General features: G+C 45.8%; 19 protein-coding genes. 15 read left to right on the forward strand and 4 right to left on the reverse strand.

The features are described from left to right. The first annotated feature begins 7 nt into the window (after positions 1-7). Positions 8-1,543 (forward strand): apolipoprotein N-acyltransferase, encoded by a 1,536-nt coding sequence (lnt, locus tag J3998_RS05190; RefSeq protein WP_341829248.1) that lies wholly within the window; start codon positions 8-10, stop codon positions 1,541-1,543. Between the two features lie 155 nt (positions 1,544-1,698). On the opposite strand, the gene J3998_RS05195 is transcribed toward lnt, so the two are convergent. Then, the gene (locus tag J3998_RS05195) at positions 1,699-2,088 is read right to left on the reverse strand and encodes a zinc ribbon-containing protein (RefSeq protein WP_208148411.1); all 390 of its coding nucleotides are present in this window, start codon (positions 2,086-2,088) and stop codon (positions 1,699-1,701) included. A gap of 147 nt (positions 2,089-2,235) precedes the next feature. Between J3998_RS05195 and leuS the strand changes: the two genes are divergently transcribed. The 7 genes from leuS to rlmH are packed head-to-tail and all read left to right on the forward strand — an operon-like array spanning position 2,236 to position 9,255. Beyond that, positions 2,236-4,839 (forward strand): leucine--tRNA ligase, encoded by a 2,604-nt coding sequence (leuS, locus tag J3998_RS05200; RefSeq protein ID WP_208148412.1) that lies wholly within the window; start codon positions 2,236-2,238, stop codon positions 4,837-4,839. Positions 4,840-4,843: 4 nt separating this feature from the next. Continuing rightward, on the forward strand, positions 4,844-5,401 hold the full coding sequence (locus tag J3998_RS05205; RefSeq protein ID WP_208148413.1) for an LPS-assembly lipoprotein LptE: 558 nt from the start codon (positions 4,844-4,846) through the stop codon (positions 5,399-5,401). A gap of 6 nt (positions 5,402-5,407) precedes the next feature. After that, a complete protein-coding gene (gene holA, locus J3998_RS05210; RefSeq protein ID WP_208148414.1) occupies positions 5,408-6,454 on the forward strand; it encodes a DNA polymerase III subunit delta in 1,047 nt (348 codons plus the stop codon). Between the two features lie 26 nt (positions 6,455-6,480). Further along, the gene (locus J3998_RS05215) at positions 6,481-7,734 is read left to right on the forward strand and encodes a glutamate-5-semialdehyde dehydrogenase (RefSeq protein ID WP_208148415.1); all 1,254 of its coding nucleotides are present in this window, start codon (positions 6,481-6,483) and stop codon (positions 7,732-7,734) included. Further along, positions 7,715-8,380: a nicotinate-nucleotide adenylyltransferase gene (nadD, locus tag J3998_RS05220; protein ID WP_243750604.1), complete on the forward strand. Its 666-nt coding sequence runs from the start codon at positions 7,715-7,717 to the stop codon at positions 8,378-8,380. The genes J3998_RS05215 and nadD overlap by 20 nt, the downstream gene beginning before the upstream one ends. 23 nt (positions 8,381-8,403) lie before the next feature. Continuing rightward, the gene (gene rsfS, locus J3998_RS05225) at positions 8,404-8,772 is read left to right on the forward strand and encodes a ribosome silencing factor (RefSeq protein ID WP_341829249.1); all 369 of its coding nucleotides are present in this window, start codon (positions 8,404-8,406) and stop codon (positions 8,770-8,772) included. Positions 8,773-8,784: 12 nt separating this feature from the next. Next, positions 8,785-9,255 carry a 23S rRNA (pseudouridine(1915)-N(3))-methyltransferase RlmH gene (gene rlmH / locus J3998_RS05230; protein WP_208148416.1) on the forward strand — a complete coding sequence of 157 codons (471 nt, stop codon included), beginning with the start codon at positions 8,785-8,787 and terminating at the stop codon, positions 9,253-9,255. Between the two features lie 386 nt (positions 9,256-9,641). On the opposite strand, the gene J3998_RS05235 is transcribed toward rlmH, so the two are convergent. Next, entirely contained in the window at positions 9,642-10,334 is a 693-nt protein-coding gene (locus tag J3998_RS05235; RefSeq protein ID WP_208148417.1) for an OmpA/MotB family protein, read from the reverse strand. A gap of 11 nt (positions 10,335-10,345) precedes the next feature. Next, positions 10,346-11,140, reverse strand: coding sequence for a motility protein A (locus J3998_RS05240; protein WP_208148418.1), 795 nt, complete (start codon positions 11,138-11,140; stop codon positions 10,346-10,348). A gap of 314 nt (positions 11,141-11,454) precedes the next feature. On the opposite strand from J3998_RS05240, the gene rpsT reads away from it, so the two are divergent. After that, on the forward strand, positions 11,455-11,718 hold the full coding sequence (gene rpsT / locus J3998_RS05245; protein ID WP_208148419.1) for a 30S ribosomal protein S20: 264 nt from the start codon (positions 11,455-11,457) through the stop codon (positions 11,716-11,718). A gap of 75 nt (positions 11,719-11,793) precedes the next feature. Here rpsT and J3998_RS05250 read toward each other — a convergent pair whose 3' ends face one another. After that, positions 11,794-13,425 carry an acetolactate synthase large subunit gene (locus J3998_RS05250; protein WP_208148420.1) on the reverse strand — a complete coding sequence of 544 codons (1,632 nt, stop codon included), beginning with the start codon at positions 13,423-13,425 and terminating at the stop codon, positions 11,794-11,796. A 250-nt stretch (positions 13,426-13,675) separates the two neighbouring features. Between J3998_RS05250 and murJ the strand changes: the two genes are divergently transcribed. The 6 genes from murJ to J3998_RS05280 all read left to right on the forward strand — a co-directional run bounded on the left by murJ (position 13,676) and on the right by J3998_RS05280 (position 22,286). Continuing rightward, entirely contained in the window at positions 13,676-15,205 is a 1,530-nt protein-coding gene (murJ, locus tag J3998_RS05255; protein ID WP_208148421.1) for a murein biosynthesis integral membrane protein MurJ, read from the forward strand. Between the two features lie 166 nt (positions 15,206-15,371). Then, the gene (gene ribF, locus J3998_RS05260) at positions 15,372-16,310 is read left to right on the forward strand and encodes a bifunctional riboflavin kinase/FAD synthetase (protein ID WP_208148422.1); all 939 of its coding nucleotides are present in this window, start codon (positions 15,372-15,374) and stop codon (positions 16,308-16,310) included. A 47-nt stretch (positions 16,311-16,357) separates the two neighbouring features. Next, entirely contained in the window at positions 16,358-19,225 is a 2,868-nt protein-coding gene (gene ileS / locus J3998_RS05265) for an isoleucine--tRNA ligase (RefSeq protein ID WP_208148423.1), read from the forward strand. A 217-nt stretch (positions 19,226-19,442) separates the two neighbouring features. Continuing rightward, on the forward strand, positions 19,443-19,931 hold the full coding sequence (gene lspA / locus J3998_RS05270; RefSeq protein WP_208148424.1) for a signal peptidase II: 489 nt from the start codon (positions 19,443-19,445) through the stop codon (positions 19,929-19,931). A gap of 391 nt (positions 19,932-20,322) precedes the next feature. Then, positions 20,323-21,288: a hypothetical protein gene (locus J3998_RS05275; RefSeq protein ID WP_208148425.1), complete on the forward strand. Its 966-nt coding sequence runs from the start codon at positions 20,323-20,325 to the stop codon at positions 21,286-21,288. A gap of 227 nt (positions 21,289-21,515) precedes the next feature. Continuing rightward, positions 21,516-22,286: a hypothetical protein gene (locus J3998_RS05280; protein WP_208148426.1), complete on the forward strand. Its 771-nt coding sequence runs from the start codon at positions 21,516-21,518 to the stop codon at positions 22,284-22,286. The last annotated feature ends 21 nt before the right edge of the window (positions 22,287-22,307 follow it).

Here is a 22,307-nt window from a genome sequence, read left to right on the forward strand (position 1 = left end):
AGATACAGTGAAATTGTTAAAGCGTGTGCTGGCACCGATTGTTAGAGCGGGTTCGAAACTGAAGCCAAATAAATCGCATTTAATCGCCTTTTTTCTTGGTGCTTTATCGGTCACCGCTTTTGCGCCGCTGAATTTCTCGCCGCTGATGTTGCTGACGATAGCCGGTTTATTTTATCTATGGCAACAGTCGCCAGCGGCAGGTGATGGCGCCAAAATAGGGTTTTACTTCGGGCTTGGTTTTTTCGGCTTCGGTTTGAGCTGGTTGTTCAAAAGTATGTACTCCTATTCCGAAGTGTTGCTACCGGTTTCGGTGTTATTAACTTTGGGTTGGGTGGTTTATCACGGGCTATTCTTGACTGCTGCCGGTTATTTGGCTGTCAAGCTTAAGCGTAGTCGAACCCTCGCTCTAATTGGGCTTTTCCCTGTGTTATGGGTATTGTTTGAGTTATTACGCAGTTCTCTGTTTGGCGGTTACCCGTTTTTGCTTGCTGGGGTTAGTCATTTAGGTTCTTGGCTGGATGGCTATGCGCCTGTGTTTGGTGTCTGGGGCATGAGTTGGGCGGTCGCGGTGACAGCCGGCGCTTTGGTTCTGTTATATGTAAAGCGTAGTTGGATTTTAAGCAGCGTTTTAATCTGTGTGTTGTGGTCGGTCGGCGGTCTCTTGCAACAGATTCAATGGGTGCAGCCATTGGGCAAGCCGATTGATATTGCGTTAATTCAAGGCAATGTCCCGCAACAGATTAAGTGGAGTTCTAAGGCACTAACGCCTTCTTTGGAGCGTTACGTGACTTTGACTAAAGCCAATCTTGATGCGGATGTCATTGTTTGGCCGGAAACCGCTATCGCTAGCTATCTGTCTGTTGTTGAAAGAGGTGCGCTCAGTACGTTTATCCGTGATGCGCAATTGTTTAAAAAAGACATTGTTGCCGGTGTGGTTGATGGAGAGCCGGACGATGAAAAAGTCTATAACGCAATCGTTAATCTTGGGAATTTGGAGCAACGCTATCACAAACGTCACCTAGTACCGTTTAGTGAATATTTCCCGTTTCATAATCTGTTTGCTCCCTTGGCGAATTTGTTTGATATCCCGTTTTCTTTCTTCTCGCACGGTGATCCGAACCAGCCGTCATTATTAATCGGTGGACAAAAAGCTGGTTTAAGCATCTGTTTTGAAATGGCGTTTGGTGAAGAGTTGGCTCGACAGTTGCCGGAAGCAAGTTACTTTATTACCGTTTCCAATGATGCTTGGTTTGCGCATACTTTAGAGCCGCATCAACAGCTTGAAGATGTGCAGATGCGTGCGCTGGAATTAGGGCGAGAAATCGCTCGTGCAACCAATACCGGCTATACTGCGATAGTTGGTGTCGATGGTAAAATCAAAGCGCAAATTCCACCGTATGAATTGGACGCTTTGCGTAGTGAAATACAGCCTTATCAAGGCCTAACGCCTTATGCAGAATGGAAGTGGCTACCGATTCTATTACTGGTTGGTTTGCTATTGCTGTTTACGCTTGGTGGAAGATTGCTTTTTAAGCGTAGATAATTGCGGGTGTTCGTCATCGCGAGCGAAGTACGGCGATCTTGCAAGGTTTAAATGAATGTTGGATTGCCACTGTTGCGTCATGCCGGACTTGATCCGGCATCTGAGTTTTGCGGGATTCCGCGTCAAGCGCGGAATGACGTGAGTCGCTTTTATCCTTAATGTGGTTTATCAAACATTGGATGGTTTTCGTCCATCGCTGCGGCGATACGCATACGCAAAACAGTTATCGCGGTCGGATCGGAAAGGCTCATAGCTTTATCGATTAACAGTTTTTCCAGTACCGGCAAGTCCATATACAAGAACTCTTTAACGCCTTGTTCAACATCGGTTAAGTATTCCGCCAATTGCATCATATCGGCGTGCAGGTCTTTCTGGACTTGGTTGAATTCTTTGTCGGTTAAGTCCGCCAAATCGTGGTCGGCCTGTTCGGCTTTTTCAATCGCATGCCCTAAATGCTGCCAAGTCTGGTATTCGGCAATGATTGCTTTTTCTTTGGCGTAATTAAACAGAGTACGGTACGCCTTTAACATTTTATTGACGCTCATTTTTTCTCCCAGATTTTGAACTTATTCCCATATAATACTGAACTTATTAATTTTTACATAGCTACGACATATTTGTTTGCGTGAGCGCATGTTTTTTTCAGTGCCGCCAAACAGCATAAAATCGGTAAAAGGACTACAAGACAAGCCATGGCAGACATGCAATATCAACCTAAAAATTTGGAAGCCGCAATTCAGAAAGTCTGGGATGACAACGAAACTTTTGTTGCTAAGGAAGACGATAACAAAGAGAAATTTTATTGTTTATCAATGTTTCCGTATCCAAGCGGAAAGCTGCATATGGGGCACGTGCGTAACTACACGATTGGCGATGTAATTTCACGTTTCCAGCGTATGCAAGGCAAAAATGTTCTACAGCCGATGGGGTGGGATGCATTCGGTCTGCCGGCAGAAAATGCGGCGATGCAAAACAATCGTGCGCCAGCGGAGTGGACCTATTCGAATATCGACTATATGCGTAACCAGCTAAAGTCTTTGGGTCTTGGTTTTGATTGGAGCCGTGAACTGGCGACCTGTCATCCTGAATACTACCGTTGGGAACAATGGTTGTTTACTCAGTTAATGAAGAAAGGGTTGGTTTACCGCAAGATGTCTCAGGTTAACTGGGATCCGGTCGACCAGTGTGTTCTGGCAAACGAACAGGTTATCGACGGTAAAGGTTGGCGTTCAGGCGCGCCGGTTGAGAAAAAAGACATTGTGCAGTGGTTTGTGAAAATCACCGACTACGCAGAAGAGCTGTTGCAAGACATCGACCAGCTTGAAGGATGGCCGGAACAGGTTAAAACCATGCAGAAAAACTGGATTGGTAAATCGACCGGTTTGGAAATCTCTTTCCCGATTGAAGGCAAAGAAAACCAGTTTTTGAAAGTTTATACCACTCGTCCGGATACTTTGATGGGCGTTAGCTATCTTGCGGTTGCTGCGGATCATCCGGTAGCGCATAAAGCCTCAATCCATAACGAGCCGCTAGAGCGCTTTATGGAAGAGTGTACCCATACTTCGACCGCGGAAGCGGATATCGAGACTATGGAGAAGAAAGGCGTCGATACCGGCGTGCGTGTTCGTCATCCGATTACCGGCGAAATCATTCCGGTTTGGGCGGCTAACTTTGTCTTGATGAGCTATGGTACCGGTGCAGTCATGTCGGTTCCGGCGCACGACCAGCGTGATTATGAATTCGCGAAAAAGTACGATCTGCCAATCAATGCAGTAATCCTGCCGGAAGGTGAAGAGTCGGTTGATGTTTCAGAAGCCGCGATGACCGAAAAAGGTGTCTTGTTCAACTCTGGTCAGTTTGATGGTCTTAAGTCAAACGACGCGCTGGAAGCGATGGCGAAAGTGCTACACGAACAAGAGATGGGCGAGAAGAAAACCAACTACCGTCTGCGTGATTGGGGGGTTTCTCGTCAGCGTTATTGGGGCTGCCCGATTCCTGCGGTTTACTGCCCGGCGTGTGGCGTCATGCCGGTTCCGGAAGAAGAATTGCCGGTGCGTCTGCCGGAAGATTTGGTTCCAGATGGTGCTGGTTCACCGTTGGCAAAATTGGAAGAATTCAAAAACTGTACTTGTCCGCAGTGTGGCGGTCGTGCGAAGCGTGAAACCGATACTTTCGATACTTTCTTCGAATCCTCTTGGTACTACGCACGTTACACGTCGCGAGATTGTACGACTGGCATGTTGGATAAAGCAGCTGCCGATCACTGGCTACCGGTTGATCAATATATCGGCGGTATTGAGCACGCGATTCTTCACTTGTTGTATGCGCGCTTCTTCCACAAGGTTATGCGTGATGAAGGTTTGGTGAGCACCGACGAGCCGTTCAAGAACCTATTGACGCAAGGAATGGTTTTGGCAAGCAGCTGGTACACAGAAGATGCGTCTGGCAAACAGACCTGGTATTCGCCACTGGATGTCGAGCCGGAAATGGATGACAAAGGTGCAGTTATCGGCGGTAAGCTGAAAGAAGACGGTACGGCGGTTCAGTATGGCGGCATTATTAAAATGTCGAAGTCGAAGAACAACGGTATTGACCCGCAAACACTGATTGAACAATATGGGGCAGACACGTTGCGCCTGTACATTATGTTCGCGGCGCCGCCGGAGCAAACGCTTGAATGGTCGGATAAAGGTGTGGAAGGCTGTTCGCGCTTTATCAACCGTGTTTGGCGTCAAGTGCATAGCCATGTTGAAGCCGGTCCGGTTGCCGCTTGTACGAGCTCGGAAGGTCTAGGCAAAGACGCCAAAGCATTGCGTTTGAAACTGCATGAAACCTTGAAGAAAGTTTCTGACGACATGGGTCGTCGTATGACATTCAACACCGCGATTGCTGCCTGTATGGAACTGTTGAATGACATCAGCAAGTTTAATGTGAATGATGATGCTGACCGAGCCTTGATGCAAGAAGCGATTGAGATTTTGGTGCTGATTCTGTCGCCGATGACTCCGCATATGTCACAGTCTCTATGGGAATCGCTAGGTAATGACGGACTTGTGGTTGATGTTAACTGGCCGGATGTTGATGAATCAGCGCTGGTTAAATCGGAAATCGAATTGATGGTGCAGGTTAACGGTAAGCTACGCGGTAAAATCGAAGTGGCGGCCGATGCCGATAAAGACAGCATTCTTGCGGCAGCGAAAGCCGATGAAGCGGTGCAAAAGTTCATTGAGGGTAAAGATCTCGTGAAAGAAATCTATGTGCCGGGACGCTTAGTCAACTTGGTGGTAAAAGGGTAATAAAATGCGAACAAGCCTATTTAAAACCGGATTGCTGGCCGTTCTGGCAATCTTGTTAAGTGTCCAGCTTAGCGGCTGTAGTTTTCAATTGCGTGGTAGCGATGGTGAGTTTGCCAACGCTCAGTTGCAATTGATTTCGTTACGCGCCGAACCGGATGCCGACAGCGGTATTAAGTCAGGCATCGCCGAACTTTTGCCTAAAACCATTGATTTGCAAAGTGTACAGACGGTTGTGCCGCTAACAAATGCTTCTAATGAGCAGATGGCTCAAGAAGTGTTTTTGGTATTGAGTAGCACCCAGAAGCAGAACAAACGTACTGCGATTTCTGTGGTCGGTGAAACCACCGCAGAATTCATCCGTTGGGTGCAGCCATACCAAGTGTTGAACCTGAAAGGTGAAGTGCTGTTTAGCGATGAAGCCTTTGCTTATCGTGACCGTCAGATGGATCCACAAGGATTGATGGCGGCTAACCAAGAGCTGTATGAAATCAATCAGCAGATGGCGACTGAAATCGCCGAGCAGATTGTGCGTCGCATTCAGTTTATGGCTACACCAAGGTAACGCTGTTTGATTCCTGCTCAAGCTTTCCTAAGCCAAGTCCAGAGTGCACAGTTCAATCTTGCGCCAATCTACCTGTTTTATGGTGAAGAGCCGCTGTACTTGCGTGATTGCAGTGATGCCATTCGTCAGCGTTTAAAGCAGGAAGGTTTTATCAGCGGCGAAATATTTGAAGTCGATGCCGGTTTCGATTGGCAAGCCTTGCAGATGGAGACTCAATCGGGTTCGCTGTTTGCCGACCGCCAATTTTTAGTGGTTAATATGCCGAAAGGATCGCCGGGTAAAGATGGCGCAGCCTTTATTCAGCAGTTTTGCCAGTATCATAGCCAAAGTAATTTGCCGGCAGAAATGGTGCTTTTGCTGTTTTGCGAAAAGCTTGATAACCGTCAGGTGAAGAGCAAATGGGTACAAGCGATTGAGGCTGCTGGATTGGTAGTGCAAACCAAACCGGTAACACAAGATGCTCTGCCGAAATGGGTCGCGCAGCGAGCGCAGACTTTGGGCTTACAGCTTGATCAAGAAGCAGCTAGCTTATTGGCGGAACGTACCGAAGGTAATCTGTTGGCGGCTGACCAAGAGTTGATTAAGTTGTCGTTGATACTGCCGCCGAGTAGCGGCCAGTTACAATTGGTTGATGCGCAGATGATTCTGCAAAATGTGGTCGATCAGGCGCATTATCAATTGTTCGCTTTGAGTGGCGCGATGCTAAAAGGGCAGCGTGACGGCAGTTTGCAGATTCTGCAACGTTTGCAGCAAGAAGGTATTGAAGCGCCGATTATATTGTGGCTGTTAAGCCGTGAATTGCGCGTCTTGTCAGAGTTACAACTGTTGGCGCAGCAGGTTTCTTTGCCGCAAGCTTTTAAGCAGTGTGGGGTTTGGCAGGTTAACCAAGCGCAATATCGTCAAGCTATGCAACGACAAGGTTATCAAGCTTGGCAGGCGTATTTGCAGTTGGCTTTGCAAGTGGATTTAAAAATCAAAGGTATCGACCCAAATAATAGCGACCAAGAAGTCTGGTCGGCCTTAAAAGATTTAGTGATTAAGATTGCTTCTTAAGAGATTATAGAAAATAGAGTTTACAGATGAATATTGAACAGTACATGATCGATTTGGGGCAACAAGCCCGTGCGGCTTCGCGTCAACTATTACGTGCCGATACCAATATGAAGAACAGCGCCTTACTGGCGATTGCGGAGTTGATTGAAGCTCAGGCGGAAACCTTGCAAGCGGAAAACGCTAAGGATTTACAGGCCGGTAAAGAGAATGGTTTGGATGCGGCGATGTTGGATCGTTTGGCTCTGACTGACGGCGTGATTGCCGGTATGGCTGAAGGTTTGCGTCAAATTGCCGGTTTGCAAGATCCAGTCGGTGAAATTTCCGATATGTCGTTCCGTCCTTCGGGGATTCAGGTCGGTAAGATGCGCGTGCCTTTGGGTGTGGTTGGGATTATCTACGAATCACGTCCAAATGTAACGGTTGATGCGGCTGCCTTATGCTTGAAATCGGGAAATGCCGCGATTCTGCGCGGTGGTTCAGAAGCGAAATTCTCTAACCAAGCTTTGGCAAAATGCATCGCTGCCGGCTTGGAAAAAGCCGGCCTGCCAGCAACGGCGGTTCAGGTTTTGGAAACCACAGATCGTGAAGCGGTTGGTCATCTGATTGCCATGCCGGAATATGTCGATGTGATTATTCCTCGCGGTGGCAAGGGGCTGATTGAGCGTATCTCGCAGGGCGCACGTGTGCCGGTTATCAAACATTTGGATGGTATCTGTCACGTTTATATCGATGTTGATGCCAACGAGCAGAAAGCGCTAGATGTGGCGTTCAATGCTAAGACGCATCGTTACGGTGTCTGTAATGCAATGGAAACGCTACTGGTCGCTGAATCACGTGCTCAAGAAATCCTGCCTAAGCTTGCAGAGCTGTATGCGACTAAAGAGGTTGAACTACGCGGTTGTGAAAAGACTTGTGCGATTATCGATGCCAAGGCAGCAACTGAGGATGATTGGGCAACCGAATACCTTGCGCCGATTTTGTCGATTCGTGTGGTGACTGATGTCGATGCAGCAATGGATCATATTGCACAATTCAGCTCAGGGCATACCGAATCGATTATTACCGAGAATTTCAGCACCTCGCGTCGTTTCTTGGCGGAAGTCGATTCCAGTTCGGTAATGGTCAATGCGTCAACGCGTTTTGCGGATGGTTTTGAGTACGGCTTGGGGGCGGAAATCGGTATCAGTACCGACAAGTTCCATGCGCGTGGACCGGTTGGCTTGGAAGGTCTAACTTCGCAAAAATATATCGTTTTAGGCGATGGAACCATCCGTAAATAAAATGCGTTTTATTGGCATTAATGGCGGTACTTTTGACCCGATTCATTATGGTCATCTGCGTGCTGCCTTGGAAGTAATGCAAAAGGTCGGTATGGAGCAGGTGCGTTTTGTACCCTGCTATCAGCCGGTACATCGCGGTACACCGAGTGTATCCGCTAGGCAGCGTTGTGACATGATTGCATTAGCAATCGAAGCGCAACCGCAGTTTGTACTCGATAGCATTGAAATTGACCGTGGCGGCCCGTCGTTTATGGTCGATACCTTGGCGCAGTTAAAGCAGCAATTTGCCGATGAACAGACCAGTCTGGTATTGATGATGGGCACTGATGCTTATGCTAAATTTTGCTCGTGGCATAACTGGCAAGAGATTCTCAATTTGGCCAATTTGGTCGTGATGCACCGTCCGGGCGAAAAGCTCGATTTGCATGGCGCTGAAGCTAAGTTATTTGCTGAGAGAGAAGTTAAACAGTTTAGCGAAGCGTGCGGTCAGGTAATGGAATTGGCGATAACTCAGTTGGCTATCAGTTCGACGGCGATTCGTGCGGATATTGAGCAGGGCGTGTTACCGGATTATCTGACGCCATATCGAGTTTGTAAATATATTCAGAAACAGGGTCTTTACGGCGCGCTTGCCAAAGATTCTTAACGTTCAAGGAGAACACAATAATAATGGCTATGTCGTTAGAACAAGTTAAAGAGCTGGCGGTGACCACTCTGGATGACAGTAAAGGTCGTGATATTCAAGTAATTGACATCGAAGGTGTTAGTTCGTTTGCCGATTTGATGATTGTTTGTACCGGTACTTCGACTACGCACGTGCGAGCGATGGGCGGACATTTAGAGAAGGCGTTTAAAGAAGCCGAAGAGCCGCCATTAGGTGTTGAGGGAGGCCCTCAGCCGGATTGGGTACTGGTCGACTTAGGTAATGTGATTGTCCATATCATGACCGAAGCCGCGCGTGCGCATTATGCGTTGGAAAAGCTTTGGGATATCAAATCGCAAGCATCTGCTTCAGAGCAAACCGGTTCGGCAGAATAATCACGTTCGATTATGGTTATTCACTTTATTACCGTTGGTCAGAAAATGCCGAAATGGGTGCAAGACGGCTATAACGAATACGCCAAGCGTCTACCGAAAGCATGCAGTTTAAAACTGGTTGAATTGCCAATGGCCAATCGCGGTAAGACTAATTCCGTTGACAAGATGAAAGCGGAAGAAGCCAAACGTATTTTGGATGCCGTTCCGAAAGGGGCGAGGTTGATTGCGCTCGATGAGCATGGTCAGCAAGTCACCACCAAAGGCTTAGCCGATAAAATGGAAGACTGGCTTGGCGGCGGACAAGACATTGCTTTGATTGTCGGCGGGCCGGATGGTCTAGACGCTTCGCTGTTAGCACAAGCGCAGTGGAAGTGGGGATTGTCGAAACTCACAATGCCACATCCGATGGTACGGATTCTGGTTGCCGAACAGATTTATCGAGCGTGGTCGGTAATCAATAACCACCCCTATCATAGAGAATAGTTGGGGAAATGTCTTTTTGACCCAATCTCTGCGTTAAGTTTCGGCTCGTGTACTACTTGTACACGTCGCCAAAACTTGCCTTGACCTTGAGGCAAAAATCTCATTTCTTTGTGTGGTTGTTTTTTCTTGCGTCTCGCTTAGATTTGCCGCGATGCTGAAGAAAAATTCTGGCTTAAAACCTAAGCTATAAATAGTTGCTAAAACTTGCCTTGACCTTGAAATAAAAATCTCGTTTTTTAGTGTGGCTAGTTTTAACACTGAATGTTTTGGCTAAAAGTCTTATTTCTTAGACTACGTTTCCGCAACTCTGTGCCTTTTTTATGGCAGTTAATCCAATTCAAAACTCTTCGTGATCTTCGTGGTTAAAAATCACAAGTGGTTGATAATCAGAAATTACGAGTAATTTTGATTTCTACGCGGCGGTTTTGTTGTTGATTGGCTGGAATGCCATTGCCGGTGTTATCGAGATTTGGGACTTTCGGGCGGGTGTCTGCATAACCGATGGCTTTGAGTTTATTGCCGTCGATGCCTTGCTCTAGAAATACCCGTAAAACACTAATGGCACGACTGGAGGAAAGTTCCCAGTTGGATGGAAAACGAGTGGTGCTGATCGGAATATTGTCGGTGTGGCCTTCGATTTCGATATTGTAGTCGGGCAATTCGAAGGTTTGGATATTCTTGGCAATATCAGCCAGTAGCTGTGTGGAATCTTTACCGAGTTCGGCTGAGCCGGTGGCGAATAGCACATTTCCCGGTAGATTGATTTTCAGGTAGTTGTCACCAAGTTCTAATGCCGCTTCCGGCGCGATATCGTGATTTATTAGGGTGTATTTCAAATTGGCGTTAAGGTCTTTTAAGGGTTGGTTTTCCTGCTCTTTTTTTAGCAAGCCTTGATTAAGGGCTTCGGAAACTTCTTCAAATTTGCCTTGGTTGATAATCGAAATCGACAGTATCAGCACGAAGAACCCTAAAATCAGGGTCATGGCATCGGCATAGGTGATGAGCCAGTCGCTCTGTTCTTCCTCTGTCGGCTTTTTCAATTTCGCCGTTTTATAGGAGCCGTGGTCGTGATAGCGCATGATTATTGGTCCTATCGATCTGCGCGTCGGAATTGAAAGCTAGGGTGCAGATAGGAGTTCATGGTGTCTTCAATTAAGGTTGGCGATGCGCCTTCGGAAAGTAGCACGATACCTTCGGTCAGAATCAGATTGCGTTGCGCTTCCAGATCTTGTTTGTGTTCCAGCTTTCTGGCGGCTGGTTTTAGAATCAGTTGTGCCATTAAGACACCATATAGTGTTGTTAATAATGCCACTGCCAAGCCGCCGCCTATTTTTGATGGATCACCTTCCATTGAATTCAACATAATAATCAAGCCGACTAGGGTACCGACCATGCCGAAAGCCGGTGCGGTCGCTGCCATAGTCAGTAAAACTTTAGCCGGGCGCATATTACTTTCATACATCGATGCTCTGGAATGTTGCAGAAGGTTGTTTAGATGGGATCCTTTATAGCCGGAAAGTAAAAATACAAAAGATTGATTAAGAAAACTTTGGCCTTCTTCGGGCATTTCGATAACACGCTCCAGACGAATTAAGCCTTGGCTGCGGATGATTTTTGACCAGTCGATAAGAATACCGACATCTTCGTAGAGTTTGACCGGGTTGACCTTGGAAGTGAGCAGGGTTGATCCCATTTCTTTAAAGGCGAGCGCAACATAGCGACCGTCGTAAGAGATCATGGCTGCGGCAATAGTGCCGCCGGCAACCATTAGTAAACTCGACAGGCTAAAAAACATTAGATAGTTATCCGTATTCAGGATGACAGCCGCAACGAACAGCCCCATGCCTAGAATAAAACCAAATAATGCGCTGACCGAGATATTCATTGCTGTCCAAAAGTCTGTGAGATTATGTCCTCAGATTACAGCAGAAAAATGCAAAGGTTAAGATGATTTCCAACAGTTTTTACCAAAACAAAACATATTGCCGCGCGTTTGCGCCTTCGTTATTTAGCGTGTCTATGATTTTCTTGACTTTGTGTTAAGAAAGTGGATAATCCGATTCTTCAAATTTACGTGATCTATTTGTGCAGTCACAATAGTCATCTGAATCGCGTCTTCGAATAAGATTTAGATGTTGTGTTAATTGTTATTGATAGGTCTACGGATCGTTAACACGTAAAACCACATGGAGTTAAAACATGGCAAACTCAGCACAAGCGACTAAGCGCGCTCGCCAAGCAGAAAAGAATCGTATCCATAACGTAGCAATGCGTTCTGACATGCGTACTGCAGTGAAAAAAGTACTAGCGGAAATCGAAACTGGTAACAAAGATAAAGCAAACGAACTTTTCCGTGTTGCTCAATCTAAACTTGACGGTATGGCGCGTAAAGGCATCATCCACAAGAACAAAGCTGCGCGTTTCAAAAGCCGTATCAACGCTCGCATCAAAGCAATGGCTTAATTGTCTAGCTTAACAAGCGTTTGAAAAAGACCGAGCTCATGCTCGGTTTTTTTATGCCTGTAATAAAATCGATGGTTACACTGGGCAAGTCATATTACCGAGTTCTTCAGTTAGCTTAAGGTTTTCTGAATAGTCAACCGGACAATCAATCAATACCACGCAGTTATCTTCGATAGCCTGCTGTAGTGTCGGCAGCAGTTGCTCCGCCGATTCAATACGATAGCCTTTTGCGCCGAAAGCGTCCGCCAATTTGATGAAATCGGGATTGGTGAAAGCGATATTGCTCTCGCGTCCAAATTGATTCATTTGCTTCCATTTAATCAGTCCATAACTGGCGTCATTCCAAATCAGCACGATAATAGGAATCTGCAATCGCACCGCGGTTTCGATTTCTTGCATATTCATCATAAAGCCGGCGTCACCGGTCACGGCAAGTGCAACGCGTTCCGGCTTAGCCAGTTTGGCAGCAATCGCGCCAGGCAACGCAATGCCCATCGATGCGAAGCCGTTAGAGATAATGCAGGTGTTTGGTGCCAGCGTTTGATACATCCGTGCCATCCACATTTTATGCGCGCCAACATCGGAAATAGCAATGTCTTCGGCATTCAATGCTTGGCGCAGGTCGTGCAAAATTTTCTGCGGTTTAATCGGGAAGCTGTCGTCTTTATCGAACTCGTGGAAATGCAGTTCAATTTCACGTTTAATTGGTAGATAAGGACTGTTGGCGTGGCGGTTACTCTGCGCGGCAATGCCTTGCAGTGCATTACCGATATCGCCAATTAGACCGGCTTCGACAATATAGAATTCGTCTACCTCGGCCGGCTTGGAGTCGATATGAATAATTTTCAGGTCTGGGTTTTTATTCCATAGGTACGGATGATATTCGACAATGTCGTAACCAACACAAATCACCACATCGGCGCGGTCAATACCGCAAGAAATATAGTCGTGTGCTTGTAGGCCGATGGTTCCCAAAGACAACGGATTATCGCAAGGTAGCGCTCCTTTAGCCATAAAAGTAGTGGCGACCGGAATATTTAACTTGGTGGCGAATTCTACCAGCGCGTGACTGGCGTTAGAGCGAATCACGCCATTACCGGCGATGATCATCGGGAACTTAGCCGCGCTGACAAGTTCGGCTGCTTGAGTGATTTTGGCGCTGTGCGCAAAAGACGGCAATGGGCTTTGGCGTTTAAGCGGTTTTTTATGGAGACGTTTTTCGGCAATGTTTTCCGGGAAATCGATAAAGCTACAACCAGGTTTTTCCGCTTCGGCGACTTTAAAGGCTTTGCGAACCACTTCTGGAATGACTTCCGGTGTCAGAATCTGCGTACTGTATTTGGTGATTGGTTCAAACAGGTTGACCAAATCCAATACTTGATGGCTTTCTTTGTGCAGGCGGTTGGAGCTTGCTTGACCGGCAATTGCGACCACTGGCGCACGATCCATATTGGCATCGGCCACACCGGTAACCAGGTTGGTTGCGCCTGGCCCGAGCGTTGACAGGCAGACACCGGCTTTTCCGGTTAAGCGACCATAGACATCTGCCATAAAAGCGGCGCCTTGTTCGTGGCGAGTGAGAATAAATTGGATATCGCTATCGAGTAGGGCATCCATCAGGTCGAGATTTTCCTCGCCGGGAATGCCAAAAATATACTCAACCTCTTCGTTTTCCAAACAACGTACGAACAGTTCTGCCGCTTTCATAGGACTTCCTTTATCTCGGCAAAGAGAATAGTCAAATTTTCATAGTCGGAAACAACTTCCTTAGGCTTTATATTGGCACAACTTAAGGGTAGATGACAGTGCATAAAACCCAAGAGTTTTTGATTTCAATATTGATTAATTTTTGCTTGAATCCAATAAAAAACTAGATTGATGTCAGGATGGCATTAATTGCCGAGCGGAGCTCTGCTAAAATTCCCTAAAATTAACCACTATTCTCTAGGCGATTGAGTTGAAAAAGATTCTAAAGGCGACGGCTACCGTCGGCAGTATGACCATGATTTCCCGCATTCTCGGATTTGTTCGTGATGTTGTCATCGCTCGCTATTTTGGGGCAACCGCCGGTGCGGATGCGTTTTTTGTGGCTTTTAAAATTCCCAACTTTTTCCGCCGTCTGTTTGCTGAAGGGGCTTTCTCACAAGCGTTTGTTCCGGTGTTGGCGGAAGCCAAAGAGAAGCGCGGTAAGGAAGCGGTCAAGTTATTGGTCGATGCCATTAGTTATCGGCTCGGTGGAATATTGCTGTTATTGACCGCTTTTGGGGTTTTTGGTTCTTCTTTGTGGATGATGGTGTTTGCCCCGGGCTTTATGGATGAACCGGAGAAGTTTCAGCTCGCTGCGGATATGTTGGCAATTACCTTTCCGTATCTTTTACTGATTTCGTTGGTTGCCTTCTCTTCGGCGATTCTTAATACCTATAATCAGTTTGCCGTGCCCGCTTTTACGCCGGTATTTTTGAATTTGGTGTTAATTGCATTTGCGATATTTGTATCACCGCTGTTGGATGTGCCGATTATGGCGCTGGCGTGGGGGGTTCTGGTTGCTGGTGTGGTTCAGCTGTTATTTCATCTGCCGTTTCTATATAAACTTGGTTTATTGCCGCACCCGACCCGCAAAAGCGATCCAGGTGTGAGCGAAGTAAAACGCTTAATGATTCCAGCATTGTTTGGCGTTTCTGTCGCGCAAATCAATCTTTTGGTGGACACCATTCTGGCGTCGTTCTTAGTAACCGGTTCGGTCTCGTGGCTGTACTATTCCGACCGGTTGATGGAATTTCCGTTAGGGGTGTTTGGTGTCGCTTTAGCGACGGTGGTATTGCCGGGACTGTCAAAAAAAGCCGCCAACGAAAACTGGCAAGGGTTTCAGCAAGATTTGGATTCAGCATTGCGTTTGGTGTTTTTGATTGGCGTGCCGGCTATGCTCGGGCTGCTCCTGTTGGCCGAACCCTTGATTATCAGTCTGTTCTATTACGGGGCCTTTACCGCTCATGATGTTTCCATGGCAGGAGCCAGTTTAATGGCCTATTCTTTCGGTCTGCTCGGTTTTATTTTAGTGAAGATTTTGGCACCGGCTTTCTATGCGCGTAAAGATATGAAAACACCGGTTAAGGTGGCGATTGTCGCTTTGGTTACTAATATGATTTTCAACCTGTTACTTATCGGCCCCTTTGCGCACGTTGGTCTGGCGGCAGCAACGTCTATTTCCGCCTTTATTAATGCCGGTCTGCTGTATTGGTATCTGCGTAAACAAGACGTGTTTGCACCATTGCAAGGTTGGTCGAAAATGACGGTGCAAATTATTGCCGCCAATGTTGCCTTAATCGGCTTTTTATTATGGCTCAATCCAGACGTTAGTGCTTGGCTGGAGTTTGATGTTTGGCATCGACTTGGCTGGTTATTGGGATTGGTGTTCGGTTCTATTGTTGTTTATGTTGTGGCATTGATTGCGGTTGGGGTTAACCCAAAACGTCTTTTGCGTAGCTAAGTGAATTGCTTACTGACTGAAAAAGGTAAATAAACCGCTGACTTAGCACTGACTTAGGTGGGGCTATCGGCTATAATCTGCTGTTTACTTTTTCCGGCGAAAATGAATCGATTCTTCGCCGATGCAATGTAACAAGGCGAACGGCGCCGTAACTGAATAGAAAACCATGCAACTGATTCGCGGACTGCACAATTTAAAACGCTTTAAAGACATTTTTGCGAAAGGCTGCGTGCTGACCATCGGCAATTTTGACGGTATCCATTTAGGGCACCGTCAGGTTTTGCAGGCATTGAGCGAACAGGCACAAAATTTGAATTTGCCAAGCGTGGTCATGGTGTTCGAGCCGCTACCAATTGAGTTTTTTGCGCCGGAAAAAGCGCCGGTTAGATTGATGAACCTGCGTGAAAAGTTGCAGGCATTCGATTCGACCCATATCGATTATGTATTGTGTGTGCGTTTCAATGCTGAGTTTGCCAATTTAAGTGCCGAGCAATTTGTACAGCAGATTTTGCTCGAAGACTTATCGGTCAAGCATGTGGTTATCGGTGATGATTTTCGCTTTGGCAAAGAGCGTAAGGGTGACTATGCGTTTTTGCAGTCGCAAGGTGAGCAACATGGTTTTAGCGTTACCGATATGCCGACCCATTGCAAAGGACAAGAGCGTATCAGCAGCACCCGCATTCGTGCCGAGCTTGCTAAACCGAATTTGGCTGTCGTCGAGAAATTAATGGGCGCGCCGTTTGGCTTTAACGGCCGAGTGATTCATGGGCAAAAGCTGGGCAGAACCATCGGCTTTCCGACCTTGAATATCAACCCAAAGCGCATTCAGATGCCGGTGCAAGGCGTATTTGCGGTCACGGTGGAAGGCATTGCCGATAAACCTTGGCCCGCAGTGGCGAATTTAGGTTTGCGCCCGACGGTGGACGGTATTCGCCCGTCGATTGAAGTGCACCTTTTCGATTGGGATCAGAATTTGTATGGCCGCCATATTAATGTGACGCTGTGCCAATTTATCCGTCCGGAAATGAAATTTAATGGTCTTGACGAGCTGACTGCTCAGATTCGTCAAGATGCGCAACAAGCGCGCAAGTTTTTTAGTATTTAATTATTTTGAGTCGCGGTATGACCGCTAAGTTTTAGAGAGTGAATTGCATGAGCAAAGACAGCAATCAGAAAGACTATAAACCAACTTTGAACCTACCGGAAACCGGTTTTCCGATGCGCGGCAACTTGCCGAATCGTGAGCCAAAGCAGGTAGAACAATGGTTGGCGGATGATCTATACCAAACCGTGCGCGAGCACATGGCTGGGCGACCAAAATTTATTTTGCACGATGGTCCTCCGTATGCGAACGGTAATATCCATATCGGTCATGCAGTAAACAAAGTGCTCAAAGACATGATTGTTAAGTCGAAAGGCTTTAGCGGTTTTGATGCGCCTTTTGTACCGGGTTGGGATTGTCACGGTCTGCCGATTGAACTGAATGTCGAGAAGAAAAAAGGTAAGGTTGGTCAGAAGATTGGCGCGACTGAATTCCGCCAAGAATGCCGTAACTACGCGCAAAAGCAAGTTGACGGTCAGATGGCTGATTTCCAGCGTTTGGGTGTGATGGCAGATTGGAGTAATCCTTATTTGACCAAAGATTTTAAATTCGAAGCGGACGAAATCCGTGCTTTGGCGAAAATCATCGAAAACGGTCATTTAGTCAAAGGCACCAAACCGGTTTATTGGTCTGTCGGCGGACGCTCTGCACTGGCGGAAGCGGAAGTCGAATACGAAAACAAACGCTCTAAATCGATTGATGTTCGTTTTAAAGTGGTGGATGAAGAGCAATTCTTTAAGCGTTGTCATCATGTTGAAGACCACACAGGTGAAGGGCCGCTGTCGGTGGTTATCTGGACCACTACGCCTTGGACTTTGCCGGCTAACCAAGCGGTTTCAATCAATCCTGAATTGGAATATTCCGTGGTTCAGGTCGAAGGTGAAAACGGTCCGGAGCGTCTGTTCTTAGCGGAAGCGATGATTAAAGATGCGATGGATCGTTGGGGCTTTGATACATATAAAGTGATTGCCTACGGTCGTGGTGAGCAGTTTGATTTGATTCGTCTTCAACATCCGTTCTATGAGCGAATCGTGCCGCTGATTTTAGGTGAGCACGTAACCACTGATGCGGGTACTGGCTGTGTGCATACTGCACCGGGGCATGGTGTTGAGGATTTCGAGGTCGGTAAGAAATACGACCTAGAAGTGGATTGTCCGGTAGACAATAACGGTAACTATGTTGCCGGCACGCCAATCTTTGAAGGCGAGAATGTGCTTAAGGTTGATGATCATGTGCTAGAAGTACTAAAAGAACATGCGGCCTTGGTGCATATTGAAATTATCGAGCACAGCTATCCGCACTGCTGGCGTACTAAAACGCCATTGATTTTCCGTGCCACGCCGCAATGGTTTATCTCTATGGAACAAGCCGGTTTACGTGATGGCGCTATGAAAGCTATCCCATCTGTTCAGTGGGTTCCTGAATGGGGTCAAAACCGCATTGAAGGCATGATTGAAGGGCGTCCTGATTGGTGTATTTCGCGTCAGCGTTTCTGGGGTGTGCCGATTGCAATTTTTGTGCATAAAGTTACTGGAGAAATGCATCCTGATACCGTTGAGCTAATGAAAAAAGTGGCGGATCTGGTTGAAGAGAAATCAATCGATGCTTGGTATGACTTGGATGTGGATGCGTTCTTGGGCGCCGAAGCCGATGATTACGAGCAAGTGACGGATATTTTGGATGTGTGGTTTGACTCAGGGATTTCGCATCAAACCGTATTAAAAGAGCGTGCAGAACTTTCTGCGCCTGCGGACTTGTATCTTGAAGGTTCCGATCAGCATCGGGGGTGGTTCCAGTCTTCATTGTTAACGGCGTTGGCGACTGATGGTCAAGCGCCTTACAAGCAGGTGCTGACACATGGTTTTACCGTTGATAAAGACGGTAAGAAAATGTCGAAATCGAAAGGTAACGTGGTTGCACCGCAAGATATTTCTAATAAATATGGTGCGGACATTCTTCGTCTATGGATTTCAGCTGCGGATTACCGTTATGAAATGACGGTTTCTGATGAAATTATTAACCGTACTGCGGATTCATACCGCCGTATTCGTAACACTGCGCGTTTCTTATTGGCGAATATCAACGGCTTTAATCCGGCAACCGATATGGTCGCTTACGAAGATTTGCTACCGCTGGACAAGTGGGCAATTGGTTTTGCCGCTAAATTGCAGGATGAGATTATTGCGGCTTATGACAGCTATAACTTCTTGGATATTTACCAAAAAGTCACGCATTTCTGCTCGATTGAGCTGGGTGCTTTCTACTTGGATGTGATTAAAGACCGCCAATACACTTGTAAAGCAGATGGCCTGGCACGTCGTTCTGCACAGACTGCGCTTTATCACATTGTTGAAGCGATGACGCGTTGGATTGCGCCAATCTTAAGTTTCACCGCTGAAGAAATTTGGGCAGAGCTACCGGGTCAACATGAGAAAACCGTGTTTGTCACAAAGTGGTATGAAAATGATGGTTTCCAATTACTTGATGAATCGGCTGAGATGAATTCAGAGTTTTGGAGCACTATCATGAAAGTTCGCTCTGATGTTTCAAGAGAGCTCGAAAAACTTCGTAACGAAAAAGTGATTAAAGGGTCTTTGACAGCTAAAGTTACGCTTTCTTGCTATGAAACTCTTTATGAAAAATTAGTGCTACTAGGTGATGAATTACGTTTTGTATTGTTAACTTCTGAAGCAAAGCTAGTTGCGTATGCTGAAGATGCCACTATTACAAAACCTGGTTTTGTTCAAGGGACTGACTGTGACGATGTATTCATCAAAGCAGAAGCAACTAAGCATGCAAAATGTGCGCGTTGTTGGCATCACCGTGAAGAAGTGGGATCAATTGAAGGGCATGAAGATTTATGTCAGCGTTGTGTTGATAATACCGAGGGTAATGGCGAGACGCGTCATTTCGCTTAATTTTCAGATTTATCTTAGGACTAGATTGGACACTTCGTTGTTGGAAAATGGTCAGCTACAATTTGTAGCCTCACATTTCCCGCCTAGAATTGCCTCAATCTATCCGCTAACCTAAATAGAAAATTATGAATACAATAGATGTTCTATAAATAAGATTTTAGTAAAGCCACGAGAGAAATCTGCGTGGTTTTTTTATAACTTTTAAAGGCTCACGATAATGACTTCGACTGCTTTAAAAACCCTTTGGATTGCCGTTCTGGTAATCGTTATCGACCACATCACTAAATATCTTGCAGTCAGCAATTTGACTTTCGGTGAGCCGGTACCGGTGATTGATCACCTTAATTGGACACTGGCGTATAACTATGGCGCGGCCTTTAGTTTTCTGGCGGATTCCGGTGGTTGGCAGCGTTGGTTCTTTGTCGGGCTTGCCTTTGTTATGACGGCTTTCATGCTATGGTGGCTGAAAAAGTTACCGGCAAAAATAACGACTGAAGTCGTAGCGCTGAATTTGGTTATCGGCGGGGCAATTGGTAATGTGATTGATCGTATCTTAGAAGGGCGTGTTACTGATTTTATCGACTTTTATATCGGTACATGGCATTACGCAACCTTTAATATTGCTGATGTAGCCATTTCGCTTGGCGCTGTGTTATTGATTATTTATGAACTTTTTTTTCGTAAAGAGAATAAAACTTCTGCTTAGAGCTAGAATATCCTTTTTTGCAACCTAGTGATGTATTTTGCTCGATATTGAATAGTTTATGTTTCCTTATCAAGACGTATTTGTTGCAAGATCGAGAACTTAATGCGCCTAAAGTCTATATTAGTATTGACTGAAAAATGCATTTTTAATGTTTCTATAAAAAAATATGATTAAGCTTTTTTTGTTGTAAGTTGTTGAAATTAAAGAATATTATTTTGATTTATTTTTTGTGAGTAAAAAAAGTCGGTAAATGGTGTAGAGAATATTTACTTCATTGGTTAATATGGCCTCCGTTAAATCTGAAAGCGAGCATAAAAGCACTTAAATAGCTCGTTTTACAACAAAACAGATGAAACTCTTATTTCAAAAAGATATTCGGAGTAAATAAAAGATGGCACTAAATATTCTTATCGACCAAGATAAGTCTGACAACTCAGACGCATTGTTCTCAGTAGTAAATATTCTAAAAACTAAAGCGCCTACTGGTTTCGAAGATTCTGCTTTCGGTTTCGAAGGTGAAAATTCGACTAACATCATGGACATCATTGGCTTTGTTAAAAACGATGTACCAGCTGGTTCCTCAATTATCGATCTTGCTCACACTCTATCTCCTGCTGCTGATCCAGTTGAGATTGTTAAAGGTAAACTATTAGGTTCGCCTACTGCTGCTGCATTTATTAGTGCTCTTGCACCTGCTAATTCGGAATCTGAATTGGGTGGTGATGCACTAGGTGCTGTTGTTGGTCATCTGAAAACTATTCCGTTGACTGAGCCAGTTATTAACGCTTTCATTGCTAACTTTGTTGCTAATGACGGTATTGCTAGCCCAGTAACTAACCTGCTTCACGAAATCTCTCTAGGTGGCCACCTGCTTAAAGGTACTGTTCCTGCTGGAACAACACTAAGTTCAGAAGAAATGGCTGATCGTGCTGGTGAAGACTCTGTGGATAAAGTGGTTCAACTGTTCAACCACGTTACAGGTACAGAAGGTGCAATTATTCCAGGTGTATTCCCTAAAATGCTTGGTGATGACGTAATCGCAATCGCTGGTATCGCGCATGACGTAGTGCCTGCATATACTACTTTCAATGGTCTTTTAGATACCGATACTGGAATTATTGGTTCTATGGTTCCTGCTGGAGGTTTAGGCGGCCTTGGTGATCTAGGCGGTCTTGGTCTAACTGATATGCTAGATCTTGGAGGCGCTAACCCGCTAGACGGTCTTCTAGGTGGCCTAACTGGTGGTTCTGGAAGCGCATCTGCTGAAGCGTCTGCGTCTGATGGCGGTATTTTGGCAATCCTTGATTTAGGCGGCAATGCACTTGATCTGGGTAGCATGCTAGATCTAGGTCTGTAATCAATAGAATAATTTCTATTTGATTTTGAAAAAGGCTCCCTTGTGGAGCCTTTTTTGTAACTTAACGTCTTTTCTTATCTTACGATTTTTTCTATATAAATCAGCGCTTATCTGCTCTCGTTTTTTATCTTTACTGTACTTGGGGACAATATTAATTTGTTTGTCTTTTGCGTACTATTGTCAGTAAATAAAGCTTACTTGCTATGTTTGAGATTAAGGAGATGCTCATGCAGTCCGCAACGGTACAATCCATTTCTGGCTCGGTGACCATTGTTACTGAAGGTAAAGCATATCTGGCGCAAGTCGGTGACGAAGTTGCATTGAATGCGGTTGTTGTCGCTGCTGAAAACTCAGAGTGTATGCTGGAGTGTGAGCACGGATCTGTATTGATAGCCGCTCAGCAAAAGTTGCTTATTGACGAGGATGTTCTTGGCGTGTCGGTAGATCCTCTCTCTGAAGCGCAAGTAAGCCAATCCAGTTTTCAGCATGCTGTCGTGCAGATTGCGTTGGCAGATCCAGATCATATTTTAAGTCAACTTTTAACGAACCTTAATAGCTTGCTTAATCAATCAATGGACACATCACCGTTTGTAGATTCTGCACTTTTGGAGGATCATTCGTTGTTTTTGGAAGTTGAAGCTGAACAGATGCAAAGTCAGGATTTACTAACGGAAGGCCTTAATGCTGCACGCGAGCAAGTTAGTGAGTTGAGCTTAGAGGAAGCATTAACCGGTGAGCTGACCGCTTCTGCTGAAGCTGATGTGTCCGAAGCAACCTTCTCAGTAGGGAATACGGAAGCTTTAGTACATATTTTGGAAACAAGTCAAGATTCAATGGAATTTGACGGTTTAATCGGTCAGCTGGTACAAGTGATGGATTTGAGTAAACATTTCTCTAGTGGCGGAGAAAATTTTGCTAGCCTCTCGTCCTTAGAAATTGGGCTTAATCTTGATGATGACGATTTTGTTGTGAGCGATTCTCCTTACCAACAAATCTAAGACGATCGTTCTTTCTTGCAA

The sequence above is a fragment of the Thiomicrorhabdus marina genome (genome assembly GCF_017571465.1).
GTDB classification, from domain to species: Bacteria; Pseudomonadota; Gammaproteobacteria; order Thiomicrospirales; family Thiomicrospiraceae; genus Thiomicrorhabdus; species Thiomicrorhabdus marina.

What these genes read in the sequence shown, in the direction of transcription:
- rlmH (WP_208148416.1), top strand. Translation starts at nt 8,785, where the DNA reads ATGGTTATTCACTTTATTACCGTTGGTCAGAAAATGCCGAAATGGGTG.
- ribF (WP_208148422.1), top strand. Translation starts at nt 15,372, where the DNA reads ATGCAACTGATTCGCGGACTGCACAATTTAAAACGCTTTAAAGACATT.
- rsfS (WP_341829249.1), top strand. Translation starts at nt 8,404, where the DNA reads ATGGCTATGTCGTTAGAACAAGTTAAAGAGCTGGCGGTGACCACTCTG.
- J3998_RS05205 (WP_208148413.1), top strand. Translation starts at nt 4,844, where the DNA reads ATGCGAACAAGCCTATTTAAAACCGGATTGCTGGCCGTTCTGGCAATC.
- J3998_RS05215 (WP_208148415.1), top strand. Translation starts at nt 6,481, where the DNA reads ATGAATATTGAACAGTACATGATCGATTTGGGGCAACAAGCCCGTGCG.
- J3998_RS05195 (WP_208148411.1), bottom strand. Translation starts at nt 2,088, where the DNA reads ATGAGCGTCAATAAAATGTTAAAGGCGTACCGTACTCTGTTTAATTAC.
- J3998_RS05235 (WP_208148417.1), bottom strand. Translation starts at nt 10,334, where the DNA reads ATGCGCTATCACGACCACGGCTCCTATAAAACGGCGAAATTGAAAAAG.
- rpsT (WP_208148419.1), top strand. Translation starts at nt 11,455, where the DNA reads ATGGCAAACTCAGCACAAGCGACTAAGCGCGCTCGCCAAGCAGAAAAG.
- J3998_RS05280 (WP_208148426.1), top strand. Translation starts at nt 21,516, where the DNA reads ATGCAGTCCGCAACGGTACAATCCATTTCTGGCTCGGTGACCATTGTT.
- lspA (WP_208148424.1), top strand. Translation starts at nt 19,443, where the DNA reads ATGACTTCGACTGCTTTAAAAACCCTTTGGATTGCCGTTCTGGTAATC.
- J3998_RS05250 (WP_208148420.1), bottom strand. Translation starts at nt 13,425, where the DNA reads ATGAAAGCGGCAGAACTGTTCGTACGTTGTTTGGAAAACGAAGAGGTT.
- J3998_RS05275 (WP_208148425.1), top strand. Translation starts at nt 20,323, where the DNA reads ATGGCACTAAATATTCTTATCGACCAAGATAAGTCTGACAACTCAGAC.
- leuS (WP_208148412.1), top strand. Translation starts at nt 2,236, where the DNA reads ATGGCAGACATGCAATATCAACCTAAAAATTTGGAAGCCGCAATTCAG.
- ileS (WP_208148423.1), top strand. Translation starts at nt 16,358, where the DNA reads ATGAGCAAAGACAGCAATCAGAAAGACTATAAACCAACTTTGAACCTA.
- nadD (WP_243750604.1), top strand. Translation starts at nt 7,715, where the DNA reads ATGGAACCATCCGTAAATAAAATGCGTTTTATTGGCATTAATGGCGGT.
- J3998_RS05240 (WP_208148418.1), bottom strand. Translation starts at nt 11,140, where the DNA reads ATGAATATCTCGGTCAGCGCATTATTTGGTTTTATTCTAGGCATGGGG.